This is a genomic window from Methanobrevibacter arboriphilus JCM 13429 = DSM 1125 (assembly GCF_002072215.1).
Taxonomy (GTDB): Archaea; Methanobacteriota; Methanobacteria; order Methanobacteriales; family Methanobacteriaceae; genus Methanobinarius; species Methanobinarius arboriphilicus.
In genome coordinates this window covers 1-23717 of the sequence record NZ_JXMW01000018.1, presented here as the reverse complement: position 1 = coordinate 23717, position 23717 = coordinate 1, and the positions used below count along the sequence as shown (strand labels likewise).

The 23717-nt window shown below is 23.0% G+C and carries 12 protein-coding genes; 9 read left to right on the top strand and 3 right to left on the bottom strand.

The features are described 5' to 3' along the window. The 4 genes from MBBAR_RS07885 to MBBAR_RS07870 form a co-directional block, all read left to right on the top strand. Window positions 1–1077 (top strand): transglutaminase-like domain-containing protein (locus tag MBBAR_RS07885; RefSeq protein ID WP_143746169.1); only part of this gene is annotated, 1077 nt, incomplete at its 5' end. A gap of 387 nt (window positions 1078–1464) precedes the next feature. After that, on the top strand, window positions 1465–4251 hold the full coding sequence (locus MBBAR_RS10555; RefSeq protein WP_249025053.1) for a UvrD-helicase domain-containing protein: 2787 nt from the start codon (window positions 1465–1467) through the stop codon (window positions 4249–4251). Window positions 4252–4645: 394 nt separating this feature from the next. Continuing rightward, window positions 4646–5824, top strand: a complete 1179-nt coding sequence (locus tag MBBAR_RS07875; RefSeq protein WP_080460747.1) for a PD-(D/E)XK nuclease family protein — start codon at window positions 4646–4648, stop codon at window positions 5822–5824. A 456-nt stretch (window positions 5825–6280) separates the two neighbouring features. Further along, a complete protein-coding gene (locus tag MBBAR_RS07870) occupies window positions 6281–7045 on the top strand; it encodes an exodeoxyribonuclease III (RefSeq protein ID WP_080460746.1) in 765 nt (254 codons plus the stop codon). Window positions 7046–7648: 603 nt separating this feature from the next. On the opposite strand, the gene csa3 is transcribed toward MBBAR_RS07870, so the two are convergent. Further along, window positions 7649–8242: a CRISPR-associated CARF protein Csa3 gene (csa3, locus tag MBBAR_RS07865; RefSeq protein WP_042703930.1), complete on the bottom strand. Its 594-nt coding sequence runs from the start codon at window positions 8240–8242 to the stop codon at window positions 7649–7651. A gap of 1280 nt (window positions 8243–9522) precedes the next feature. Here csa3 and MBBAR_RS07860 point away from each other — a divergent pair. After that, window positions 9523–10215: a DUF169 domain-containing protein gene (locus MBBAR_RS07860; RefSeq protein WP_080460745.1), complete on the top strand. Its 693-nt coding sequence runs from the start codon at window positions 9523–9525 to the stop codon at window positions 10213–10215. A 148-nt stretch (window positions 10216–10363) separates the two neighbouring features. Here MBBAR_RS07860 and uvrC read toward each other — a convergent pair whose 3' ends face one another. Further along, window positions 10364–12289 carry an excinuclease ABC subunit UvrC gene (gene uvrC, locus MBBAR_RS07855; RefSeq protein ID WP_080460744.1) on the bottom strand — a complete coding sequence of 642 codons (1926 nt, stop codon included), beginning with the start codon at window positions 12287–12289 and terminating at the stop codon, window positions 10364–10366. A gap of 651 nt (window positions 12290–12940) precedes the next feature. Between uvrC and MBBAR_RS07850 the strand changes: the two genes are divergently transcribed. From MBBAR_RS07850 to MBBAR_RS07835, 4 genes are all read left to right on the top strand, one after another. Continuing rightward, window positions 12941–14923: a right-handed parallel beta-helix repeat-containing protein gene (locus MBBAR_RS07850; protein ID WP_080460743.1), complete on the top strand. Its 1983-nt coding sequence runs from the start codon at window positions 12941–12943 to the stop codon at window positions 14921–14923. Between the two features lie 675 nt (window positions 14924–15598). After that, window positions 15599–17560, top strand: coding sequence for an excinuclease ABC subunit UvrB (gene uvrB / locus MBBAR_RS07845; RefSeq protein WP_080460742.1), 1962 nt, complete (start codon window positions 15599–15601; stop codon window positions 17558–17560). Between the two features lie 741 nt (window positions 17561–18301). Then, the gene (gene uvrA / locus MBBAR_RS07840) at window positions 18302–21220 is read left to right on the top strand and encodes an excinuclease ABC subunit UvrA (protein ID WP_080460741.1); all 2919 of its coding nucleotides are present in this window, start codon (window positions 18302–18304) and stop codon (window positions 21218–21220) included. Between the two features lie 464 nt (window positions 21221–21684). Then, window positions 21685–22503 carry a DUF368 domain-containing protein gene (locus tag MBBAR_RS07835; RefSeq protein WP_211272926.1) on the top strand — a complete coding sequence of 273 codons (819 nt, stop codon included), beginning with the start codon at window positions 21685–21687 and terminating at the stop codon, window positions 22501–22503. A gap of 633 nt (window positions 22504–23136) precedes the next feature. Here the strand turns inward: MBBAR_RS07835 and MBBAR_RS07830 are convergent. Continuing rightward, entirely contained in the window at window positions 23137–23622 is a 486-nt protein-coding gene (locus MBBAR_RS07830) for a hypothetical protein (RefSeq protein WP_080460740.1), read from the bottom strand. Window positions 23623–23717 lie beyond the last annotated feature (95 nt).

The window sequence follows — 23717 nt, the reverse complement described above, 5'->3', positions numbered from 1 at the left end:
GTTATAGTCTTTTTATTAATATTTACACTATTTAACATTGTTGAAAGTGTTAATGGAGAGGTTATAAGTGGAAACGAAGGTGTAAATGGAACAAATATCACTAATAATAATAAAATTGTTAATAATTCAGTTTCTCAAGATAATATAGTTAAAAGCTCTAAAACTCTTTATAATTATATCGATACTTATAAGATCATCCCTAAAAATGTAATGGTGAATGATAAAAATCTCTCTTCAAAGAGTTTTTTATATTTAATGTCCAAAACTGTTATTTATAAGTATAAAAATGATAATTCTGACATTAAAATTAAGTATGGGATAAAAAGCAATAAAAATATTAAAGGAAATACTATCAAATATAAATATAAGACAAATTCTTATTATAAAATAGCTAAATACATTGTAAATTACGTTGATAATCATAATAAAGTTCCAAGCTATTATAAACTATTATCCAAGAAAAAAATTAAATATGAAACTCTTATTTTCATGTTTAGTAAAATTTTATCAAAAACCAAAAAAAATACTCTTCCTAAAACTGCTTATATTAATGTTGATAAGTTAGATGCTATTAATAATAATGGAAAAACTTTAAAATTATATAATAAGTATAAAAAGACTAGCTTATCTAAATACTTAATGTCTACTTCATGGACTCCAAGTAAAAATTCTTATATTAAAAATCTTGCAAAAAAAATTACAAAAGGTATTAAATCTAAGTATAAAAAAGCAGAAGCTATTTTTAACTGGACTATAAATAATATAGAATATTCTTATTATTATAATACTAAGTATGGTGGTAAAAAAACTATCAAATTGAAAAAAGGAAATTGTGTTGACATGTCTCATGCTTATGCAGCACTTTCTAGATCAATTGGCTTACCTACACGATATATTCATAGTAGATGTGATTTTAGAAAAAGTGGGTGGTTAGGACATATTTGGCTTCAAGTTCTTGTTGGGAAAAAATGGATACCTGTAGATATTAGTGGTGAAAACAATCGTTTTGGTGGAGTTGTCAACTGGAATCAAAATACTTATCATCGTATAGCTATTTATAGTGAAACACCATGGTAAAATGTATATTTATTTAATATTTTCTTTATTTTATATTAAACTAAGATATTAATTTTATTATTTATTTTATCATTTATTTTTGCAATATTTTGCAATATAATTATTATTTAAATTATTATTTAAATTCTTAATTAATTCTTTATTAAATTCTTTATTAAATTCTCTATTAAAAAGTTTTTAATTTAAAATAATACTTATATCAAGCTATTAAATTGAACTAATAAAGTTTAATTAATATTATTATAATGATAATAATATGATTATAGCTATAATTTAATAATATATAATTTAATAATATAATAATATAATTTTTATAATATAATTATTGTTAAATAAGAATAATAAAATTAATATTAATATCATTAATAAATTAATCAATTGATTTCCATGATAACTTACTCTCAATTTGAAAACATTGTTGTAAATAAACTAAACAGAGATATTTCAACAAATAAAGATCAAAATAAAGCTATTAGCTCTAATGTTGATCAATCTCTTTTTATTGTTGCAGGTCCGGGATCTGGAAAAACAACAGTTATGGTTTTAAAAATACTAAAATTTATTTTTGTGGATGATATAAACCCAAATGAGATAATAGCTACTACATTTACAAGAAAAGCTGCTAATGAGCTAAATTCTAGAATACTTGGTTGGGGAGATGAAATCAAAAAATATCTTTATAAAAGAATAACTGATGAGAAAAAGATTAAAAAATTAGATATTATTGATTTTAATCAAATTATCACAGGTACAATTGATAGTATAGCAGAAGAGATACTTAGAATACATAGAGATCCTGGAACAAATTTGCCGGTTGTTATAGAAGATTTTGTAGCTAATTCTGCAATGATATCTTCAGGTTTATTTGAAAAGGATAGATATTTAAATAAAGATTTAAAAGAGTATTTAGGTAAACTAAATGGTGTTGAAGAGGTTAAAAATCCTTCTATCATGAGCAATATTTTACTTGATATTAAAAACAGACTTTATTATGATCAGGTTGATATTAAAGAGTTTCTTAATAATGAAAATTCTCCTGGAGCCAAAATAGCTCTAAATGCTATTTTAAATTATCTTTCTGAATTGAAAAGTAGAAATATTCTTGATTTTTCCATGTTAGAATCAAAATTTTTAAAAAGACTTGTTTCTGGAAAGTTAAATCATTTTCTTAAGGGTATTCATGTGATTCTTGTAGATGAATATCAAGATACTAACTTATTGCAAGAAAAAATATATTTTAAGTTAGCTAAATCAGCTATAGCTAATGGTGGAAACATTACTGTTGTTGGGGACGATGATCAATCATTATATAGATTTAGAGGAGCAACTGTTGATTTATTCACAAATTTCATTGAAAGAGCTTATGAAAATTTAGGTATTGATGTTGAAGAGGTTAACTTATCAGCTAATTATAGATCAACTGAGGATATTGTCAATTTATGTAACCATTTTGTTGAATTAGATAGTGATTTTCAACCTGCTCGTGTTAAAGAAAAACCTAAGATTGAATTTTCAAGGATTAATAACACTATTGATAAAAACAATACAAATAATAATGTAAATAGTAATACAAATAGTAATACAAATAATAATACAAATAATAATGTAAATAGTAATATAAATAATAATACAAATAATAATACAAATAATAATATAAATAATAATATAAATAATAATATAAATAATAATTATGATGTTGAAAAAAATAAAAATAGTACTGAAACATATCTTAAAAATAAAAATCCTAATGAAAATCAATCTATACCTGTTCTTGGATTGTTTAGGCAAAATCCTGAAATATTAGCTAAAGATTTATCTATTTTAATAAAAGATTTGGTTAATGGTAAAACTGTTAAAAAAAAAGTAAAAAAGATATTATCTTCAAATAATTACTATAATAATAAAAATAATTATTATAATAATGAAAATAAAGAATATACTGATAAATATAAACAATATAATGAATATAAACAATATACTGATAAATATAAACAATATAATGATAATGATAAATATTATAATAATAAAGATAGAAATCTAACTAATAATTATAATAAAACTTCAAATAGTTTATCAGAAGGAGATTTTATAAGTTTAAAACTATCTGAATTTGGTGGTTCTCCTTCAGATATAGCTATTTTAACTTACTCTCCAAAAGAAATTTCTTATGGAAATCAATTGTTTCCATATTATCTGAGAAAAAATTTATTAAATTTTAAAAATCCTATTGAGGTTTTCAATCCTCGTGGTCAAGATCTTCAAACAATAGAAGAGGTAGCTATATTTTGTGGATTAATACTTGAATGTATTGATCCTGAGGCAAAATTTCAAAACTCTATTAAAAGAATTCCTGGCCTTGCTAAAAGAAATATGAATAAATGGAGAAGAATAGCTAACGAATACATTAAAACTAATCCAGAACCTGTTCAACCAATATCTCTTGAAGATTTTGTTAATTGTTGGAGAACAAGAACTCCTTATGCTCATAATCCTAATATTTGGCCTGAAAGTGCAAGTTTAATTGAGCTTGCTTATAAAATTATCACATGGATTGAAGAGTTTCAGAATGATGTTGAGGGATTGGTCTATTTAGAAGCTATAACAAAAACAATAACTCAAACTGGATTTTTTAATGAATATTCTGCTCAAATATTCTTTGATGATAAACATATTGAAGAAGAAAAGTCTGTTGTTGAGGCTATTTGGAATATTTTTATACCACTTGCCTCTGGAGGAATTTCTATCGATGAGAAATTATTAGAAACATTACCTGATAATAGAGTTAATATAATGTCTATTCATCAATCTAAAGGCTTAGAGTTTCCATTAATTATAGTTGATGTGGGATCTAGATTTAAAAAAAATCAGGTTAAAACATCATCTTTAAGATTTCCTAAAAAGGGAGATAAATCTTCAAATTTAGAAGATAAAATCAGACCATTTAGTCCATTGGGTGTTGGTGATAGAAATCCAAAAGATAGGGCTTTTGATGATTTAACAAGATTGTATTTTGTAGCTTTTTCAAGGGCTAAGGATGTTTTATTATTGGTTGGATTAAATTCATCAATAGATGGATATATAGCAAATGAAAAACAGATAAATATTCCTAATGTTGCATTAGGTTGGAAAAGAGATGAACAATTTGTTGGTTTTGATCAAATATATTTAATTTAATTAATGGTATTATGTTTAATATATTGTTTTTATTATTTATTATCATTAGTTTAGATGTATGGTATTCTTATTAAAATTATAATAACTTATAATAACTTATATTAACTTAATAATATTATATTTCTATAATAATATTCACAAATAACATTAACATTATATTAATGTTTTCATATAATAATACTCACAAAAATATTATAATACATAACATTATTGTAATAAATAATATTAATACTCATATATAGCATTATAATAATTAATGTTAATATTAATAAACTATAATTCTATAAAACTATTTTATAATTTTTTATAATTTTTTATAATTTTTTTAATGAGTTAAAATATTATAATTTTCATGATTCTAAGGTTATATGCTAATTGATACAATGTGATTAAAATGGAATTATCACCACGTTCTAAACCCTATATTATACCAGAATATAGTTTAACAGGAGATTTAATATCATTTTTAACTTGTAATCTTCAATATCGCTATCAAAATAGAGGAACTCTTCCTCCTTCCATGCCTATACAATTATGGTTTGGAGAGTTTATTCATGGGGTTATGGAAGAATCGTTTCTTGAATGGAATGCAAAAAAAATTAGCTTTCCATGGGATTGGAAAAATCAAATACGGCCTATTGAAGAGATGATCGATAAAAGATTAAGGGCAAGAGGACTTTACCCTCCTTTAGATTTCTTTTGTAAATTTGGATCAGAAAAGAATAGTGTTTTAGGTACATGTCCTGATAAAAATCATCCACACAAATTACTTTATAGTGCAAGAGCTGAAAAAGCTATTAATATTTGGGGTCCTGATTTATTTCCATTAATTGATTCAGCTGAAGTTTTAATTAAAGGTAAAAGACCAATGCCTAATTTTGATAAGGATAATAGTAGATCTAATTATTATGGTATTAATGGAGTAATTGATGTTATAAGCTCTTTAAAAATTAATGAAATTAATAATAATAAAATTGTTAAATATCTAAAAAATAATAAAGAACTTTCAAAGAAATTAAAATCTTTTGATGATGAATATGAAGTTATTATTGATTATAAAGGAATGAAAAGACCTTCTTTAAAATCAAATAATTGGTTTTATCATCAATGGCAAATATTAACTTATTCATGGCTTAGATCAAAACAAGAAGATTCAAAACCTATTGTTGCAGGTATTATTTTTTACTTAAATGAGCTTGTTCCTTCAACTGAAGATTTAATAGCTTTAAAACAAGATATTTTAAATGGATGTAATGATGTTGAAATTTCTGATATTGAAGAGTCATTGATACTTAACTGGAATGAAGATAAAGATAATTTTATTAATCTATCAGATAAATTAAAAGAAAAAAGGTCTATAAGGATTATAAATATTGAAGATGATTCTATATCCAATGCTTTAATGCAATTTGATGGTGTTGTAGCTAATATTGAAGATTCGATAATAAAAGAGATGAAAGGTATTCCAATTAAAAATGCTTGGAATGCTAAAGGTGATAAAAGAACTTGTGATGCTTGTGATTTTAAGAATTTTTGTAATAAACCTCTTTCAGAGCATATGAAAGTTCCTTAAAATTATTAAAAACTTATATTAATTTATTATCATTATATATATATATATCTTAAATTTATTATTGTATTATCGTATTTTATATTAGATTAATTATCATTATGTTATCATTAGATTTATTATTGTATTATCGTATTTTATATTAGATTAATTATCATTATGTTTTCATTAGATTTATTATTATATTATCATATTTCTATTAAATTTATTATTATTATAAATTAAATGATATGAATTTATTAATTTTTATGTTATCAATTTTTAATGGTATTTTTATGTTTTATTTAATTTTTAATATTTTATTTAATTATTAATAAGTGAATAAATAGTAAGAGTTAATAATGAGAATATTAATAAATAATAGTATTAAATAAATAATGATTGTATTAATAATTATTTTAGGATTTAAGTAATAATAATCCGATATAATATATTTAAAAGATTGTTGGAAGTTAAAAAATGGGTAAAATTAAAATTATATCTTGGAATATTAATGGAATTAGAACTCGTGCAAAGAATAAAGAAATTGATCCGGTATATGGTGAAAATCCAGATATCATTCTATTTCAAGAAACTAAAGCTAAATATGAACAATTAGATTCTAATTTAAAAAACATTGAAGGATATAATACCTATTTTTCTCCAGGTGAAACTACACGAACTGGGGGTATAGCTACTTTTTCAAAATTAAAACCAAAATTAGTAAAAAGATTTTTTGATGTTCCAGATTCTTCATTAAAAATGAGGGTTTTAAACTTTAAATTTGATAAATTTACTCTAATTCATATTTATGCTCCTTATGGATTTAATAGTAAAGCAGATAAGGAAATTAAACTTTCATTTTATAATAAATTACTAGAATTTGCTGAAAAATCTGCTGATGATAATGTTATTATAGCTGGAGATTTTAATATTGCTCATTCTGAAAAAGATATTAGTGATCCTGAAAAAGCTTCAAAAAATAGCTCATTTTTTGATGAAGAAAGAGATATTATAAATAAAATTGAAAAACTTGGCTATTTTGACTCTTTTAGACTTTTAAATCCAGATGAAATCGAATTTTCTGCATGGAAATCTCAAAAAGCTAAAGAATCAGACGAAGGGTCTCGGTTAGATTATTTCTTTATCTCTAAAAGCTTGAAAGATTCTTTAATTGAGTCAAAAATATTATCAGATATCAATGGTTCTAAACATGCTCCTATTGAGCTAGTTATAGATATTTAATTATGGATTAAATATAGATAAATCACAGATAAACCATATATTAATCATATATTAACCATATATTAGCCATAGATTAATCATAGATTAATCATAGCTATTTGGTTGATTATTTATTTAAAATTTAATTATAAACATTATTTGTAGATATTCAATTGTAGTATTTAGTATAAGTATATGTATTAATTGATATTATTTTTAATTTAATAATTTTTTAATGCATATATAATCATTTTTAATTTTTTTAATGTTTATTTTTTTAATTTTTTTAATACTTATTTTAATTAAATTATTATTTATTTTAATTATAGTATTAAATATATCAGTTTATGTATTACTTATTTTAATTAAAGTATTGATTATATTACTTATATTAGTTAAAGTATTACTTATCTTAATTAAAAATAGGTTGTAAAGAATATAGATTATAAAAATTATAATATAAAAAAAATTAGTATAAAATTATAGTATAAAAGTATAGTATAAAAAATATAGTATAAAAATTTCTTGTTTGAATTTTAAAAATAAAAGATATAACTAGTGATTTATTAGTTTTTAAATAATAAAAATCTGTAAATCCTAGCTTTAAAAAAGATTTGTGAAATATTAAATAATAGCTAATCTTCCAGCAGTAGTAATTTCTAATATTTCTTTATCTATAAGGCCCATATCCCTCAATTCACGTATATGATTATAAGTCATTCCCCTACTGATTTCAATTTTATCAGAAAGTTCTTTGACAGAATTAGAACCATTTATTAAACATTTTAATATTTCTTTTTTAGTTGAAGAAATTCCGTATTTAAGTATTGGAAGATCCATTACTTCTTTTGTAGAATTGTCTACATATACAATCCTATCAACAAATTGATGTTTTGAATATGCTCCAAAAAGTGTTCCTAAAGCTTGTGGTCTTTCTCCACCACTTATATTAACAACAATTTTGTTTCCAGATTTTTTTTCTTTTTCGATTGCATCGGCAACACCAGATGCAATTTTAACTGAATCATTAGAGTCAGTTTCTTGTGATTTAATATCTATGAATCGTCCAAATGCCTTTTCCAAAGTTTCTTTACTTTCTCTCATTACATCTGAACCATTATCCTCAGTCAGTAATAAAACTTTCTTTGGAGAAAATTTAGTTATACATATCATTACTGGTTCTACGTCGTAAATAGTTGATATTAGAGTTGTTTCCATTTAATAACCGCCTTTTAATTAAGTAACAACTGTTTATTCAGAAGTACTATTTTTTTTCTTTTGGTATTTAACCTAACTTATAATTTAACAAAACATAATATTTTTATCATTAAAAATAATATGTTTATTTTGATTATATTATATATTAATTATTCAACTTAAAATTTAATTATAAAATTGATTTAGGTAATATTATATCTAAATAATTCATAAATACTATTTTTAAGTTCAATAAATTACATTAATTATATTCTTTTTTATTCTATATATACCTACTTATTAGTAATTGATTCTTATAATTGATTAAATTTATATTTTATATAAAATTTACTAGATAAGAATTGATTTAAATCTTTCTAAAATTCTAGAAAATACTTTTTTTACAATATTTCTAATTAAAAAACAGATTCTTTCTTTCTATATTTATTATATATTCTTTTATAGTAACTATTTTTAATTTAAAATATTAGTATTGATATGTTATTTATTAAATTTAATAAAAACTTGTTTAAATCATATTAGACTATTTTAAATCTTTTTTTATTTATTTCAATAAGGAAAATATCTTTTATTTAAGAAAATATTCCATATATTTATCTAATATATGGTAATATCTAGAATGAATATATTAATGAATTATCAATTAATTTAATATTGTTAAAAGTTTGTTTTAAATAAAACAAGATTATATTTTTATTAATTTTATATAACATAAGTAAACATATATTAAAAATTTTGATATTAACAATAGATATTATGTTTAATATTATATATAAAAGTTTTTAATTTATATTATTTATTCACTATTAGTTCTTTTTATAATTTTTTTAAAAATAATTAGAATATTCTTATTTTAAAATATTTTTTAATAAATTATTTTATTATTTATATTTATTCAAATATTTCATATTTTTATTTTCAAAATTATGATATTAATTTTTAATATTTATCTTTTATATAAGTTGAGTATTATATATCAGCTTATTATATCTATTTTATATTTCCATTTTTTATATATTTATTTTTCATATTTCTATTTTTATTTTTATATTTCCATTTTTTTATATATTTATTTTTCATATTTCTATTTTTATTTTTATATTTCCATTTTTTATATATTTATTTTTCATATTTCTATTTCTATATTTACAATCCTTAAATTATTAGTTTTTTATAACAGTGTTATTTTTCTCTTATTATAACTTTTTAATAGTTAAATAGAAAATATTATGTATATTAAAAATTAATATAATATTTAAATAAATTCTAATGGTGATATTATGAAAGATTATCCACAGTCAGATGAATTAGAAAATAATCAGTATTTTTCTTCAAGAATAAAAAAGGATTTGGATTTAAATTCTCATCCTGTAGCTATAAAATTTATTTTGCACAAGGAAGATATTCCTGAAGGTATTAATAAAATACAAGATAAAATTAGACATTGTGAAATGGTACAGAAAGCATCAAGAGGAAATTCATTTTATAGTACTTCTGAAGAGCAATTATGTAAAGGAGGATCTTCTGCAATTGGACTTGAAGATGTACCTGAAAAAATTGCAAGTGGAGAGTTTTACTATAGTTTAAAAAGATTTAAATCATTAGGTTCTGCTAAAAGAACACTGGATTCAATTCCAAAAATTGATTTAAGAAGCTATGCAATTGTTTATACTCCATTAGAAAAAGCAGGATTTGTTCCAGATATTGTTGTTATTATAGCTAATCCAATGCAAGCTATGAAAGTTTCTCAAGCTATTGTCTATTCATTAGGTGGAAGGGTAGAATCTGATTTTTCAGGTATTCAATCTGTTTGTGCTGATGCAGTTGCAGGCCCATTTATGCGAAAAATACCTAATATAACTTTAGGTTGTAGTGGTTCAAGACAATATGCTGATATAAAAGAAAATGAGCTTATCATTGGTTTAAATGGTGAGAATTTAGGTTGTGTTGTTAATTCTTTGGATAGTATATAACTTTTTATCTCTTTAAGTAGTATATTATATTATTTTTTATACTATTTTAATTTTTTATTATAATTTATAATTTTATTTATTATTCCAGTTTATTATTCTAGTTTATTATTCTAGATTATAATTCTAGTTTATTATTTTATTTATAATTTTAATTGAATTTATTATAAACAGCTTCAGCTACTTTTTTATTTAATCCTTTTACACTTCTTATTTCTTCAACACTTGCTTTTTTTATTTCTTCTATATCTCCAAAATGTTTTAATAAGTTAATTTTTCTAGTTTTACCAATACCAACTATATCATCCAATTCTGAAGTTTCGATATTTTTTGATCTTAATTTTCTGTGATAAGTAACTGCGAATCTATGAGCTTCATCTCTCACTCTTTGTAAAAGATGTAAACCTTCATTATTTTTTGGAATTATAATTGGATAAGAACTTTGAGGTATAAAAACTTCTTCAAATTCTTTAGCAAGTCCTATTATAGGGATATGTTCTAAATTATATTCTTTCAATACTTCTGTAGCTATTCCTAATTGTCCTTTTCCACCATCAATAAGTATAAGGTCTGGATATTCTTTATCAAAGCCATTGTCATTGTTTTTCTCATTATTATTATTATTTTTAGTGTATTTATTATCTTTACTATACTTATTATCTTTATTATTTTTATTATCCTTATTTTTATTATCCTTATTCTTATTATCCTTATTGTCATTATCTTTATTGTTATTATCTTTATTGTCATTTTTTTCTGATAATTTTTTAAATCTTCTAGATAATAATTCTCTCATCATTTCATAATCGTTTGGTCCAGGTGTTTCAAGTTTAAATCTTTTATATTGTTTTTTATTTGGTTTTGAATCTAGAAATGATACTTTAGAACCAACAGCTAATTTTCCTGAAATATTAGATACATCATAGCCTTCTATAATGCGAGGAAGTTTTGGAAGCTTTAAATATTTTTTAATCTCAATCATTGCATTTTTCATTTTTTTCTTTTGTTTTTTAATTATTTCAGCATTCTTAGATGCCATTCTTATTAATCTTAATTTAGTTCCTTCATCAGGAACAGTAATTTCAACATTATCTCCTCTTAAATCAGCTAACCACTCTTTAATTAATTTTAACTCATCATTAGATATTTTCTCTTCTAATATTATTTCTTTAGGTATATGTCGATTAATACTGTAATATTGTTCTATAAATGCTGAAATGACTTCACTTGGTTTATTGTTTTTAGCTCCACTCATTAAAAAATCGTCTTTTCCATTTATTTTACCATTCCTTATTGAAAATACTACTACAATTGCAGAATTACCATCAAAGGACATAGCTATTATATCTTGATCCAATTCATCAGTAAAATCAACAAATTGTTTTTCCATAACTTCTGCAATAGATGCTATTTGATCTCTAATTACAGCTGCTTTTTCAAAATTATATTCTTTTGAAGATTCTTCCATTTCTTTTTGAAGATTTTCAATTATTTCAGTATATTTTCCTTGAAAAAAAAGATCGATTTTATTAATTAGTTTTTTGTAATCATTTTTACTTATGTTCCCGCTACAAGGGCCGTAGCATAAATCAATTTGACAATTTAAACAAGGACCATCCATTTTTCGGCAGGTTCTAATTTTAAAAAGAGATTTTAAAAATTTCACAGTCTGACGAACTGAGCCAACATCTGTAAATGGTCCAAAATAAGTTCCAGTTTTCCCAATATTTCTTGTGATTATTAAGCGAGGAAAATCTTCCTTAGTTATTTTAACATAAGGATACCTTTTATCATCCTTAAGCCTAATATTATATTTAGGTCTATGTTTTTTAATTAGATTAGCTTCTAATATAAGTGCTTCTTTTTCACTATCAGTTATTATATATTCTAAACTACTAAAATGACTCATTAGTATTTTAGTTTTTGGTGTATCATATTTATCTTTAAAATAAGACTTAACTCTATTTCTAAGTGATTTTGATTTACCTATATATATAATATTATCATCAGAATTCTTCATAATGTATATTCCAGGTTTTTTTGGAAGTTCTTCTGGTGATTTTACTTTAGTTGACATAATTCATCATTTTTTAAGATTTATTTATTTTTAGCTTACTTTATGAAAACTTTTGATAGATGTTATTATTTACTTTTAATAATATTATTTATATTTAATAATTATTTTTTTTATTCATGTTTATCAGTTATTAAAACTATAAGTAATTTTATTAAACTATTAATATTTTATATTGTGTTTATTTATACTATAACTTATTAATACCTTCAGGAATATCCTTGTGTAAAATACTTAAAACAATAATATTAAAAACATATATTTAAATATACCTATGTATATACATATTTTGAAATATCTTATTTTTAATTTTTTGTTATCTAGTTTCAATATAATAATTCATAATAATTAAAATTATTATATTGAGTTAATTAGAATAAAATATTGTTGGATTGATATTTTGATTGTTTTTAAATATTATTTTGTAAACGTAAAAATGGCCCATGTTGTTAGTAACATTTATATACCGTTAGCCCTATAATTAATAATTAGCATATACATGAACTAATAATACTAATATTATAATTTTTCAATATAAATAATATAATAAATATTTTAATATTATGAATTAGTTGGTCTACATTATGTTGGCATGAATTAATGACATAATTGGATTGTGTATATGAATTAATTGGGGAGTGAATATAAATTAAAATGAATTATAAAAATATTGTAATCGTACTCTTTCTATTAATTTTTGCAGTTTCAAGCTTCAATTCAGTATCTGCTGCTAGTGTGAATATTAATAGTACAGAATGGTCAAATAATGATATTACTAATTTTTTCAATGGAAATATTGTACATGGTTTTAATATATTAGATTTTGATAATGTAATATTTTCTGAAGGAATTTATACTAATTTAAGTTTTGTTGTAAAAAATTCTGTTAATATATTTTCTGATGGTATAGTAAACTTTGTTAGTAATTCAAATCTAACAGCTATTATTGTAAATAATACAAATAATGTTAATATTTCTGGAATTAATTTTAATAACTATTCTACAGCTATTAGTTTTAACAATTCAAATAACTCAAAAGTTTTTAATAATACCATTAATAATACTATTAATAGAAATACTAGTGGTATTGCATATAATAACTCTGAAAATGCGATTGTTGAAAACAATACACTAAATAATAATGCTACTTTTAATTCTAATTCTATTGGTGTATATTTTGATAATTCTAATGGTAATATAACCAACAATAGAATTTCCGGATATGGAAATGGTGCAGTTTTATCGGATTCAGATAAATCAAATGTAGAAAAAAATACAATTACAGATAATACTGGAACTGGACTAGTTATAAAGAATTCAAGTAATATTAATATTAAAAATAATAATATTTCTAAGAATGGAAGAAATCCTGGACCTTCAGCTAATGGTGATGGAATTGCTATTTCTAAGTCATCTAATGTGAATGTTTCTAAAAATAATATTAATGAGAATTATGTTTATGGTATTGTTTATGGTAGTTCTAATAATGTAACTATAGAAAATAATAATATTTCTAACAATGATTATTATGGAATATATGTAACGAACTCTACTAATAATAATATAAATAATAACAATATTTTAAATTCTGGTAGTGGAGGTATTTGGCTTTCAAGTCAGTTTGGTGTAAACACAAATAATAAAATTACTTCAAACAATATTTCAAATTCTGCCTTATCTGGGATACTCTTACAAGGTAGCTATAATACTCTTATAATTAATAATAAGTTAAATAATAATTATTATGGTGTTTATGTTACTGATGGATCTAATGATATTATAAATATAAAAAATAATAGTATTATTGATAACATGTATGGTATCTTACTTAGAAATGCTGCTAATGTTTCAGGAAATCAAATTATTAATAATAGTAATAGTGGAATTTATTTATGGAATTTCTCAAGTAATTCTAACATAACTAGTAATAATATTATTAATAATGGTATAGGAATTGTTTTCAATGGTGTTTCTGAGATAAAAAATGTAGATATTAATTATAATAGAATTTATAATAATACAAATCCTTTATCTGTTTCAGGTAATGTACATAGTAATATTGCAAATTTAAATTGGTGGGGAACTAACAATCCATTGATTAATTATACTGGTGTTTTAATAGATACTTGGTATGTTCTTCAATTGTCTGCAAATGACTTTAACACTACTATGAATGCAACAAAGAATTTTACTAATGAAAAAGTTAATTTAACTTACAAACTAACTACCAATAAGGACATAGATAATGATCAAAGCTTATTACCATATTTTGAAGTTACAGTAATTTTACCAAATGGGACTTCTATTACTAAAGACATTAGAAATACTGTTATTAGTTACTTACTAAATCCAAGTAATAATACTTTTGATATGATTGCAGTATCAGATGATGAAAATATTTCTTTAACAATCAATATGGCAAAAAATGAATCTCCTGATAAACCTGTAGGTCCTGATAAACCTGTAAACCCAGTTAAACCATCTGAATCAGATTCAAATAGAACTAAAGATGGTCAAAATCAATCTTCTGATTTGAATGATGCTGGAGCTAAAATGAAAAACACTGGTTTACCAATTTTAGCAGTATTAATAGTTTTATTAGCTATTATGGGAATGAGTTTTAGAAAAAATAAGTAAATTAAGATCTTCATCCTAATTCCATTATAGTATATTAAACAAAAAATTATTTTTAATATTATTTTTTATTTTTATTATTTTTATTATTTTTATTATTTTTTTATTCTTATTATCCTTGATTAATTTTTATTATTTTTAATTAAAAATTTTATTACTTTATTATGTTTAATTTATGGATATATTGTTTATTATGGATATATTGTTTATGATTATTTTTATGAAAATTATAAATTTTTTATAATATGACAATTAATATAAGTATTAGTATTAATTTTTTATAACTATTAATTATTATAAAATATTACTTTTATATTTATATATCAATAATTTCTAAAAATAGACTTTAAATATAGTTTCAAAAATGATAATTTTATTTAAGTAAGATTATATATATTATATTTTATATTAAAAAGGAAATAGAAAAAAGATTTTACTCAATTTTCAGGAGAATTTGTAAAATTATTACCTGCATGATTATAATATAAATGATTATTATAATCATTAATTTTATTATAAGTATTGATTATTATAATCATTGATTTTATTATAAATATTGGTATTATAAGAATTGATTTTATTATAATTATTGTTTTATAGGATGATCATTATTATAAAGTGTTTAATATTGTAGATAATTTGTTAGAATAATAAACAATTTTTTAAAAAAGAGATATTATGAAAGAATTTAAAATATCATCAGATTATAAACCATTAGGAGATCAACCAAAAGCTATTAAATCAATTTCTAGTGGAATTAAAAAGGGTCTTCATGAGCAAACTTTGCTTGGGGTAACTGGATCTGGAAAAACATTTACTATGGCAAATGTTATTCAAGAAGTCCAAAAACCAACTCTTGTCATATCTCATAATAAAACATTAGCTGCACAGCTTTATGAAGAGTTTAAAGAGTTTTTCCCAGATAATGCAGTTGAATATTTTGTAAGTTATTATGATTATTATCAACCAGAAGCATATGTCCCACGGACAGATACATTTATTGATAAAGAAGCTTCAATAAATGATGAAATAGATAGAATGCGTCATTCTGCCACACAATCATTACTTTCTAGGGATGATGTTATTGTAGTTTCAAGTGTTTCATGTATATATGGTATAGGATCTCCAGAAGATTATGGAGAATTTGCACTTTCAATTTCAAGAGGCGATATATATGATAGGGGAGAAATTCTTAGTCGTTTAATCCATATGCAATATGAAAGAAATGATATTGAATTTGGCACTGGTCAATTTAGAGTTAGAGGAGATGTGATTGAAGTCAACCCTGTTCATGGAACACCCCCAATTCGTATTGAGCTATTTGGTGATGAAATTGATTCTATTTCTATTGTAGATAAGGTTACTGGTAAAAGAATTGAGAATCTTGAAAGATATACTCTTTTTCCAGCAAAGCATTTTGTTGTTGCTGATGAAAAAATGGAAAAAGCTCTTAAAGATATTACAGAAGAGCTTGATTCTAGGTTAAATGAACTTAAAATTCAAAATAAATTAGTTGAAGCTCAGCGTCTTGAGCAAAGAACACGTTTTGACCTTGAAATGTTAAGTGAAATGGGTTATTGTCCTGGAGTTGAAAATTACTCTCTACATCTTTCTGGAAGAAAATGGGGTGAAATGCCATATACTTTGTTAAAATATTTTCCAGATGACTTTTTAACAATAATTGATGAGTCTCATGTTACTGTTCCGCAAATTAGGGGCATGTATAATGGAGATAGAGCTAGAAAAGAAACGCTTGTTGAACATGGTTTTAGACTTCCTTCAGCTATGGAAAACCGTCCATTCAGATTTGATGAGTTTGAGAAGTCTGTTAATAAAGTTCTTTATGTTTCAGCTACTCCTGGTAATTATGAGATGAGTAGAAGTTTAAATGTTGTTGAGCAGATTATTCGTCCAACTGGCCTTGTTGATCCTGAAGTTATAATTAGACCAGCTAAGAATCAAGTTGAAGACTTACTTGGTGAAGTTAGAAAAAGAATTGAGAAAAATCAAAGAATTTTAATTACAACACTTACTAAAAGAATGGCTGAAGATTTAACTGATTATTATGCTAAAATTGGTATTAAAGTTAGGTATTTACATTCAGAAATTGATACTTTAGAAAGAATTGAGATTATTGATGATTTAAGAAGAGGAGAATTTGATTGTCTTGTTGGTGTAAATTTACTTAGAGAAGGTTTAGATTTACCTGAAGTTTCTCTTGTTGGTATTCTTGATGCTGATAAAGAAGGATTCCTTAGATCTGAAACATCTCTTATTCAAACTATTGGGAGAGCAGCAAGAAATGTAGATGGTCAAGTATTTATGTATGCTGATGAAATTACAGATTCAATTAAAAATTCAGTTGATATTACAAACAAAAGGCGGAAACTTCAACTGGCTTATAATGAAAAACATAATATTAAACCTAAATCAACCTATAGGTCACTTAAAGCTAAAAAAGAAGAAATTAAAAAGTATGATAAAACAGCTACTGATATTAAGAAAATGCCAAAAGACGAGCTTAGAATGCTTATAAATGATTTAGAAGAAGATATGAAAACTGCTGCTTCTGAATTAGATTTCGAACGAGCAGCTAAATTAAGAGATCAGTTGATAGTAATAAAAGGAATAAAGAAATAGCTTATGAATAAACTTTTATAAATTTTATAAATTTTATAAGTTTTATAAGTTTTATAATTTTTTAATAGCTTTTATAATCATATAAAATTCATTTAATTATTTTTGATTAAGTTTTTTTTTATTTAATAATATTACTGTTCATATGCTACCTCAATATTAATAGATTATAAAAACAAATAAAATTAATATAAATTAATATAAATTAATATAAATTAAAATAAATTAACTAGATTAAAATAACTAAACATAAAATATTATAAAAATCAGAGAGTCTATATTTTATATATTATAAACTATTAGTAGAAAACTTTATATTGTTTGTAAGATATAATATTAATTCTACTTATGTATATTATTTATATAATTTATATACATTTAAGTAAATATAGTTTATTTTTTTTAAAAGGCTTTTTTATATTAAATTATCAATATAATAGTTAATATAATGGTATATAAGAGTATATAAGAATACTATGCTTAATATTGGACTAAAAATATACTTTCACAATATCTACTATTATTTTTTAAAATTTAATAAAGATTATGATTTTATAGATAAAATATTTAGAATTATTTAATATTTAAGAATATTATTGAATTATACAATATTTGAATATTATTAAATCATATAATATTTAGAAATATCACTGAATTATTTGTTATTTATGATTATATTATATTTAAGGTTATTATTAGGATTCAATAGGAAAATAATGTTAATAGGAATTAAGGAGAACTATTATGAATAAAGATCCAAATAAACGAGAGATTATTTTAAAAGGTGCAAGAGAGCACAATCTTCAAAATCTAGATATAACTATTCCTCGTGATAAATTTGTCGTTATCACTGGTTTAAGTGGTTCTGGAAAGTCATCTCTTGCTTTTGATACTATTTACGCTGAAGGACAGCGTAGATATGTTGAATCATTATCTGCATATGCAAGACAATTTTTAGGACAAATGAAAAAGCCTGAAATTGATTATATTGAAGGCTTATCTCCTGCTATATCAATAGATCAAAAAACTACAAAGATGAATCCTCGTTCTACAGTTGGTACAATCACTGAAATATATGATTATTTACGTCTTTTATATGCAAGAATCGGTACTCCACATTGTTATAAATGCGGAAAAGAAATTTCTCCACAAACTGTAGGGCAAATCGTTGAAAATATCACTGAAGAGGGATATGATAGTCCCAAAGTTAAGATTCAAGTCTTAGGGCCTATTATTAAAAGTAGAAAAGGAGAACATAAAAAAGTTTTTGAAAACCTTAGGAATAAAGGATTTGTAAGAGTTAGAGTTGATGGAGATATAAAAAATCTTGAAGATGATATTAAATTAAATAAAAATACCAAACATACAATTGAAGTAGTAGTTGATAGGCTTGTACTTAGAGAAGATATTGAATTTCAAAGGAGATTAGCTGATTCTATAGAAACTGCTCTTGAATTTGGTGAGGGTATTGTAAATATACTTTTTGATAAAGAAGTAAATTCTGAAAATAAGGAATATGAAAATGTATATTCTGAACACTTTGCATGTGTTGATTGTGGAATAAACTTTGAGGAGTTAACTCCAAGAATGTTTTCTTTTAATAGTCCTCAAGGTGCATGTCCAGAATGTAATGGTATTGGAAGTAAAATGGAAATGGATCCTGATTTAATAGTTTCAAATCCAAAACTATCTTTAAATGAAGGAGCTGTTGTTCCATGGAGTAGATCAAAAGGTAATAAGGATAATTATTATCATCAAATGTTATCTGCAGTAGCTGAACATTTAGGTTTTTCAATGGATACACCTTTTAAAGATTTGAAAAAAGAGGAACAAAATGCAATTCTTTATGGAACCAATGAAAAGATTGGTTTTAATTTTAAACGTAGAAACAAATCATATAGGGTGAATAGGAAATTTGAAGGTGTAATTAATAGAATGGAAAGACATTATTTAGAAACAAAATCCAATTATTCTCGTTCTTATATTTCTAAATTCATGAGTGATCATAATTGTCATGTTTGTGATGGAAAAAGGCTTCGTCCTGAAGCTTTATCAGTAACAGTTGCTGATAAATCAATTTATGATGTTGTATCAATGCCTATTAAAGATTGTTATGATTTTTTCAATAGTATTGAACTTAATGAAAGAGAATTGTTTATTGCTAAAGAAGTTTTAAAAGAGATTAAAGAACGATTAAAGTTTTTAGTTGATGTTGGGCTTGATTATATAACTATGGAAAGATCTTCTGGAACTTTATCTGGTGGTGAAGCTCAAAGGATTAGATTAGCAACTCAAATTGGGTCTGGTTTAGTAGGAGTATTATATATTTTAGATGAGCCAAGTATTGGTCTTCATCAAAGAGATAATGTTAAGCTAATTGAAACATTAAATAGACTTAAGAGTATTGGTAACACTTTAGTTGTAGTTGAGCATGATGAAGAAACAATTCTCTCTGCAGATCATGTTGTAGATATAGGTCCTGGTGCTGGAGAACATGGTGGTAAAATCGTTGCTCAAGGTACCCCAAGTGAGATAATGGATTCTCCAGATTCTATCACTGGTAAATACTTATCTAGAAAAGAGATAATTCCAATTAATAGTACTAGAAGGATAGGAAATGGTAAATTTATTTCAATAAAAGGTGCTAAAGAAAATAATCTTAAAAATTTAGATGTTGATATTCCTTTAGGATTATTTACTTGTGTTACTGGTGTTTCTGGTTCTGGTAAAAGTTCTTTGATAAATCAAGTTCTTTATAAAGGGTTGAATGGTGTTATTAATAGGAAACAGACTTTTGCTGGAAAATATGATAGTATTGATGGTGCTGAAAACATTGATAAAATAATTATCATCGATCAAACACCTATTGGAAGAACTCCTAGATCTAATCCTGCAACTTACACTGGACTTTTTACTTATATAAGGGAATTATTTGCAGAAACTCCTGAGGCTAAAGCTAGAGGATATAAACCTGGAAGGTTTAGTTTTAATGTTAAAGGTGGCCGTTGTGAAGCTTGTTCTGGTGATGGAATTATTCAGATTGAAATGCACTTTTTAGCAGATGTTTATGTTCCTTGTGAAGTTTGTAAAGGAAAGAGATATAATGATGAGACTCTTGATATAAGATATAAAGGTAAAAATATTTATGAAGTTCTTGAAATGACAGTAGAAGAAGCTCTTGAATTCTTTGAAAATATTCCCAAAATAAAAAAGAAGCTTCAAACTTTATATGATGTAGGTTTAGGATATATAAAAATTGGACAAGCAGCTACAACTTTATCTGGTGGTGAAGCTCAAAGAATTAAACTTGCAAAAGAACTATCTAAACAAAGTACTGGAAAAACATTGTATATTCTTGATGAACCAACTACTGGTCTTCATTTTGCAGATATTAAAAAATTACTTGATGTTCTTGGAAGATTAACTGATTCTGGCAATTCAGTTGTTGTTATTGAGCATAACCTTGATGTAATTAAAACTGCTGACCATATTATTGATTTAGGTCCAGAAGGTGGGGACGGTGGCGGTGAAATCGTAGCGACTGGAACTCCTGAAGAAATAGCTAAATCAGGAACTTATACTGGAGATTTCTTAAAAGAGATTTTAAAAGATAATATAACTCCTTTAGCTAAAGAATTAGTTAAAGAAAATTGTGGAAAATAGTATATATTCAATATTTTTCATATTTCACATTTTTTATTTTCATATTTTTATTTTTTATTTTTTTATTTTTCATATTATATTCCATATTTTTTATATTCAATATTTTCTTATTCTTTTCTTATTTTTTTCTTATTTTTTCCTATAGTTCTTGAATCAGTATTCAGATTGAAATAAATAATTATAAATACTAAAAATATATATAAATTCTTATTAGAATAATAAAAATAGATTTTAATTAGAATGTTAATATTTTTCATTAATATGATTATTATCAAGATATTTAATATATATTAGATATATATTAATTTTTGGTTTATATTAAATTATTAAATAATTTAGTAAGAAATATAAAAATTATATTAATTTTTAATTATTATTTTTTAATTTTATTTATGGTTAAGGATGTTATTATGGTATCAAGCAAAATTTTAGAACCTTTACTTATATTTCTCCGTGGATTATTCATGGGATCAGCTGATATTATTCCTGGGGTTTCTGGCGGAACTATAGCATTAATTACAGGAATATATGAAAGACTTGTTCATGCAATTGGAAAATTGAGGTTTTCTTTTATAAAACCTCTTTTAAAATTAGATTTTTCAGAGTTCATACGACTCTGCAAAGAAGAAATTGATTATGAATTATTCATACCTCTTTTACTTGGCATAGCTATTGCTATGTTAACATTATCCAAGGTAATTGGATTTTTATTAGATTATTATCCTGAATTTACATTTGCATTCTTTTTAGGTTTGATTCTTGCTTCTTCTTATGTTTTGTACACAAGAGTGGTACATTTTTCACCTAAAATAATCATTATTTCTGTGATAGGGTTTTTACTATCATTTATCTTTGTTGGATTAAACCCAATAGCAGCTAATCATTCTTTACCTATATTATTTTTTTCAGGTATGATAGCTATATGTGCTATGATACTTCCAGGTATTTCAGGAGCTTTTATTCTTTTACTTTTAGGTCAATATCATTATATGTTAAATGCTTTAAATACATTTAATATTGTTGAGATTGTTACATTTTGTGCAGGTGCATTGATAGGGATATTGGGGTTTTCAAAGGTATTAGATTATTTATTACAGCATCATGAAGAGATAACTCTTGCACTTTTAATTGGAGTTATGGTTGGAACACTTAGAATTCCATTTGATCAAATAACAGCTAATATTGGAGGTTCTCTTTTTGAACTATTAATTTGTGCTGTTTTGATAATTTTAGGATTTGCTTTAATTGTTTTACTTGAAATGAAGTTTAAATACATTGAATAATATTTAAATTATGTTTTAATGGTTTAAATTTATTCTAATGAGTTTTATTCATTTTTTACTTATTTTTATTAATTTTACAATATTTTTTATCGATTTAATACAATTTATATGAATTTAAACTTTAAAAAATTTATTTAATAATACTTATCTATATTTTATTATAAAATTATTATTTAATTTATTATTTTTATTATTTATTTTATTATAAAAATTTATATAAAAATTAATACTTTTTAGATAAAATTTAATACTTTTTAGATAAAATTTAATACTTTTTTTTAATAAAAAATTTTAGTATTATTTATTACTATTTTTAATAATTTTAATACTTTTTTTCAATAACAGTATTTTATTGATTTTTTTGATTATTACTAAAAATATAAATAGTATTATTTAATTAGTATTACTTTTTAGATTAATTTTATTAAAAATTTTGAAAAAAATATTAAAAATTAAGAACATTGATTTAATTATTACTATTAAGGTAAATTTTATTATTTGATATTATTTTTTTATTATGATAATTTTTTTATTATGATAATTATTTAATTAAATAATATTATTAATTTCAAGATTTTCAGGATTTTCAAGCTATATACGATAAATGTATAATAAAAAACAATTAAAAAACAGTTATAATTTAATTTTTAACTTTTCCCATAAGTTTTTGTTAATTTTAGGAGTATTAGAGATTAATTGATAGATATTTAAGAAATTAATAGAGGAATTTTTATTTAAAGGGATTAAATTACCATGAGAATATTCAAAAATCATTATATCTTGTGTTATTTTAATTTTACCATTTTTTTTAATTTTAATATCATTAAATAAGTTTAATAATAGATTATATTGATTCAGTATATCATGTTTTTCTTGACTTTCAAGTAACCGATAATTGATATTTTCATCTAGTTTACTAATATTAGAACTAACTGTATCTATACAATATTTTATTGCTGTTTTATTGTATGGATAAAAGAAATTTTCATTAGGTATTCTCTTAAATATAGCTATTTTTTGATTACTTGCTTCCACGGTGTTTTGGATTTCATAATCAATTTTAACATCAAGATCTTCTTTTATTTTTTTTGTTTTTCCTAACAGCTTATTTCTATCCATAAATATTCCCTCTTTAGGCTATATAATATTTTTTATTATATATCTATTATATTTATTCTATATTTATAAAATATTTTTAATTAGGATTATATATG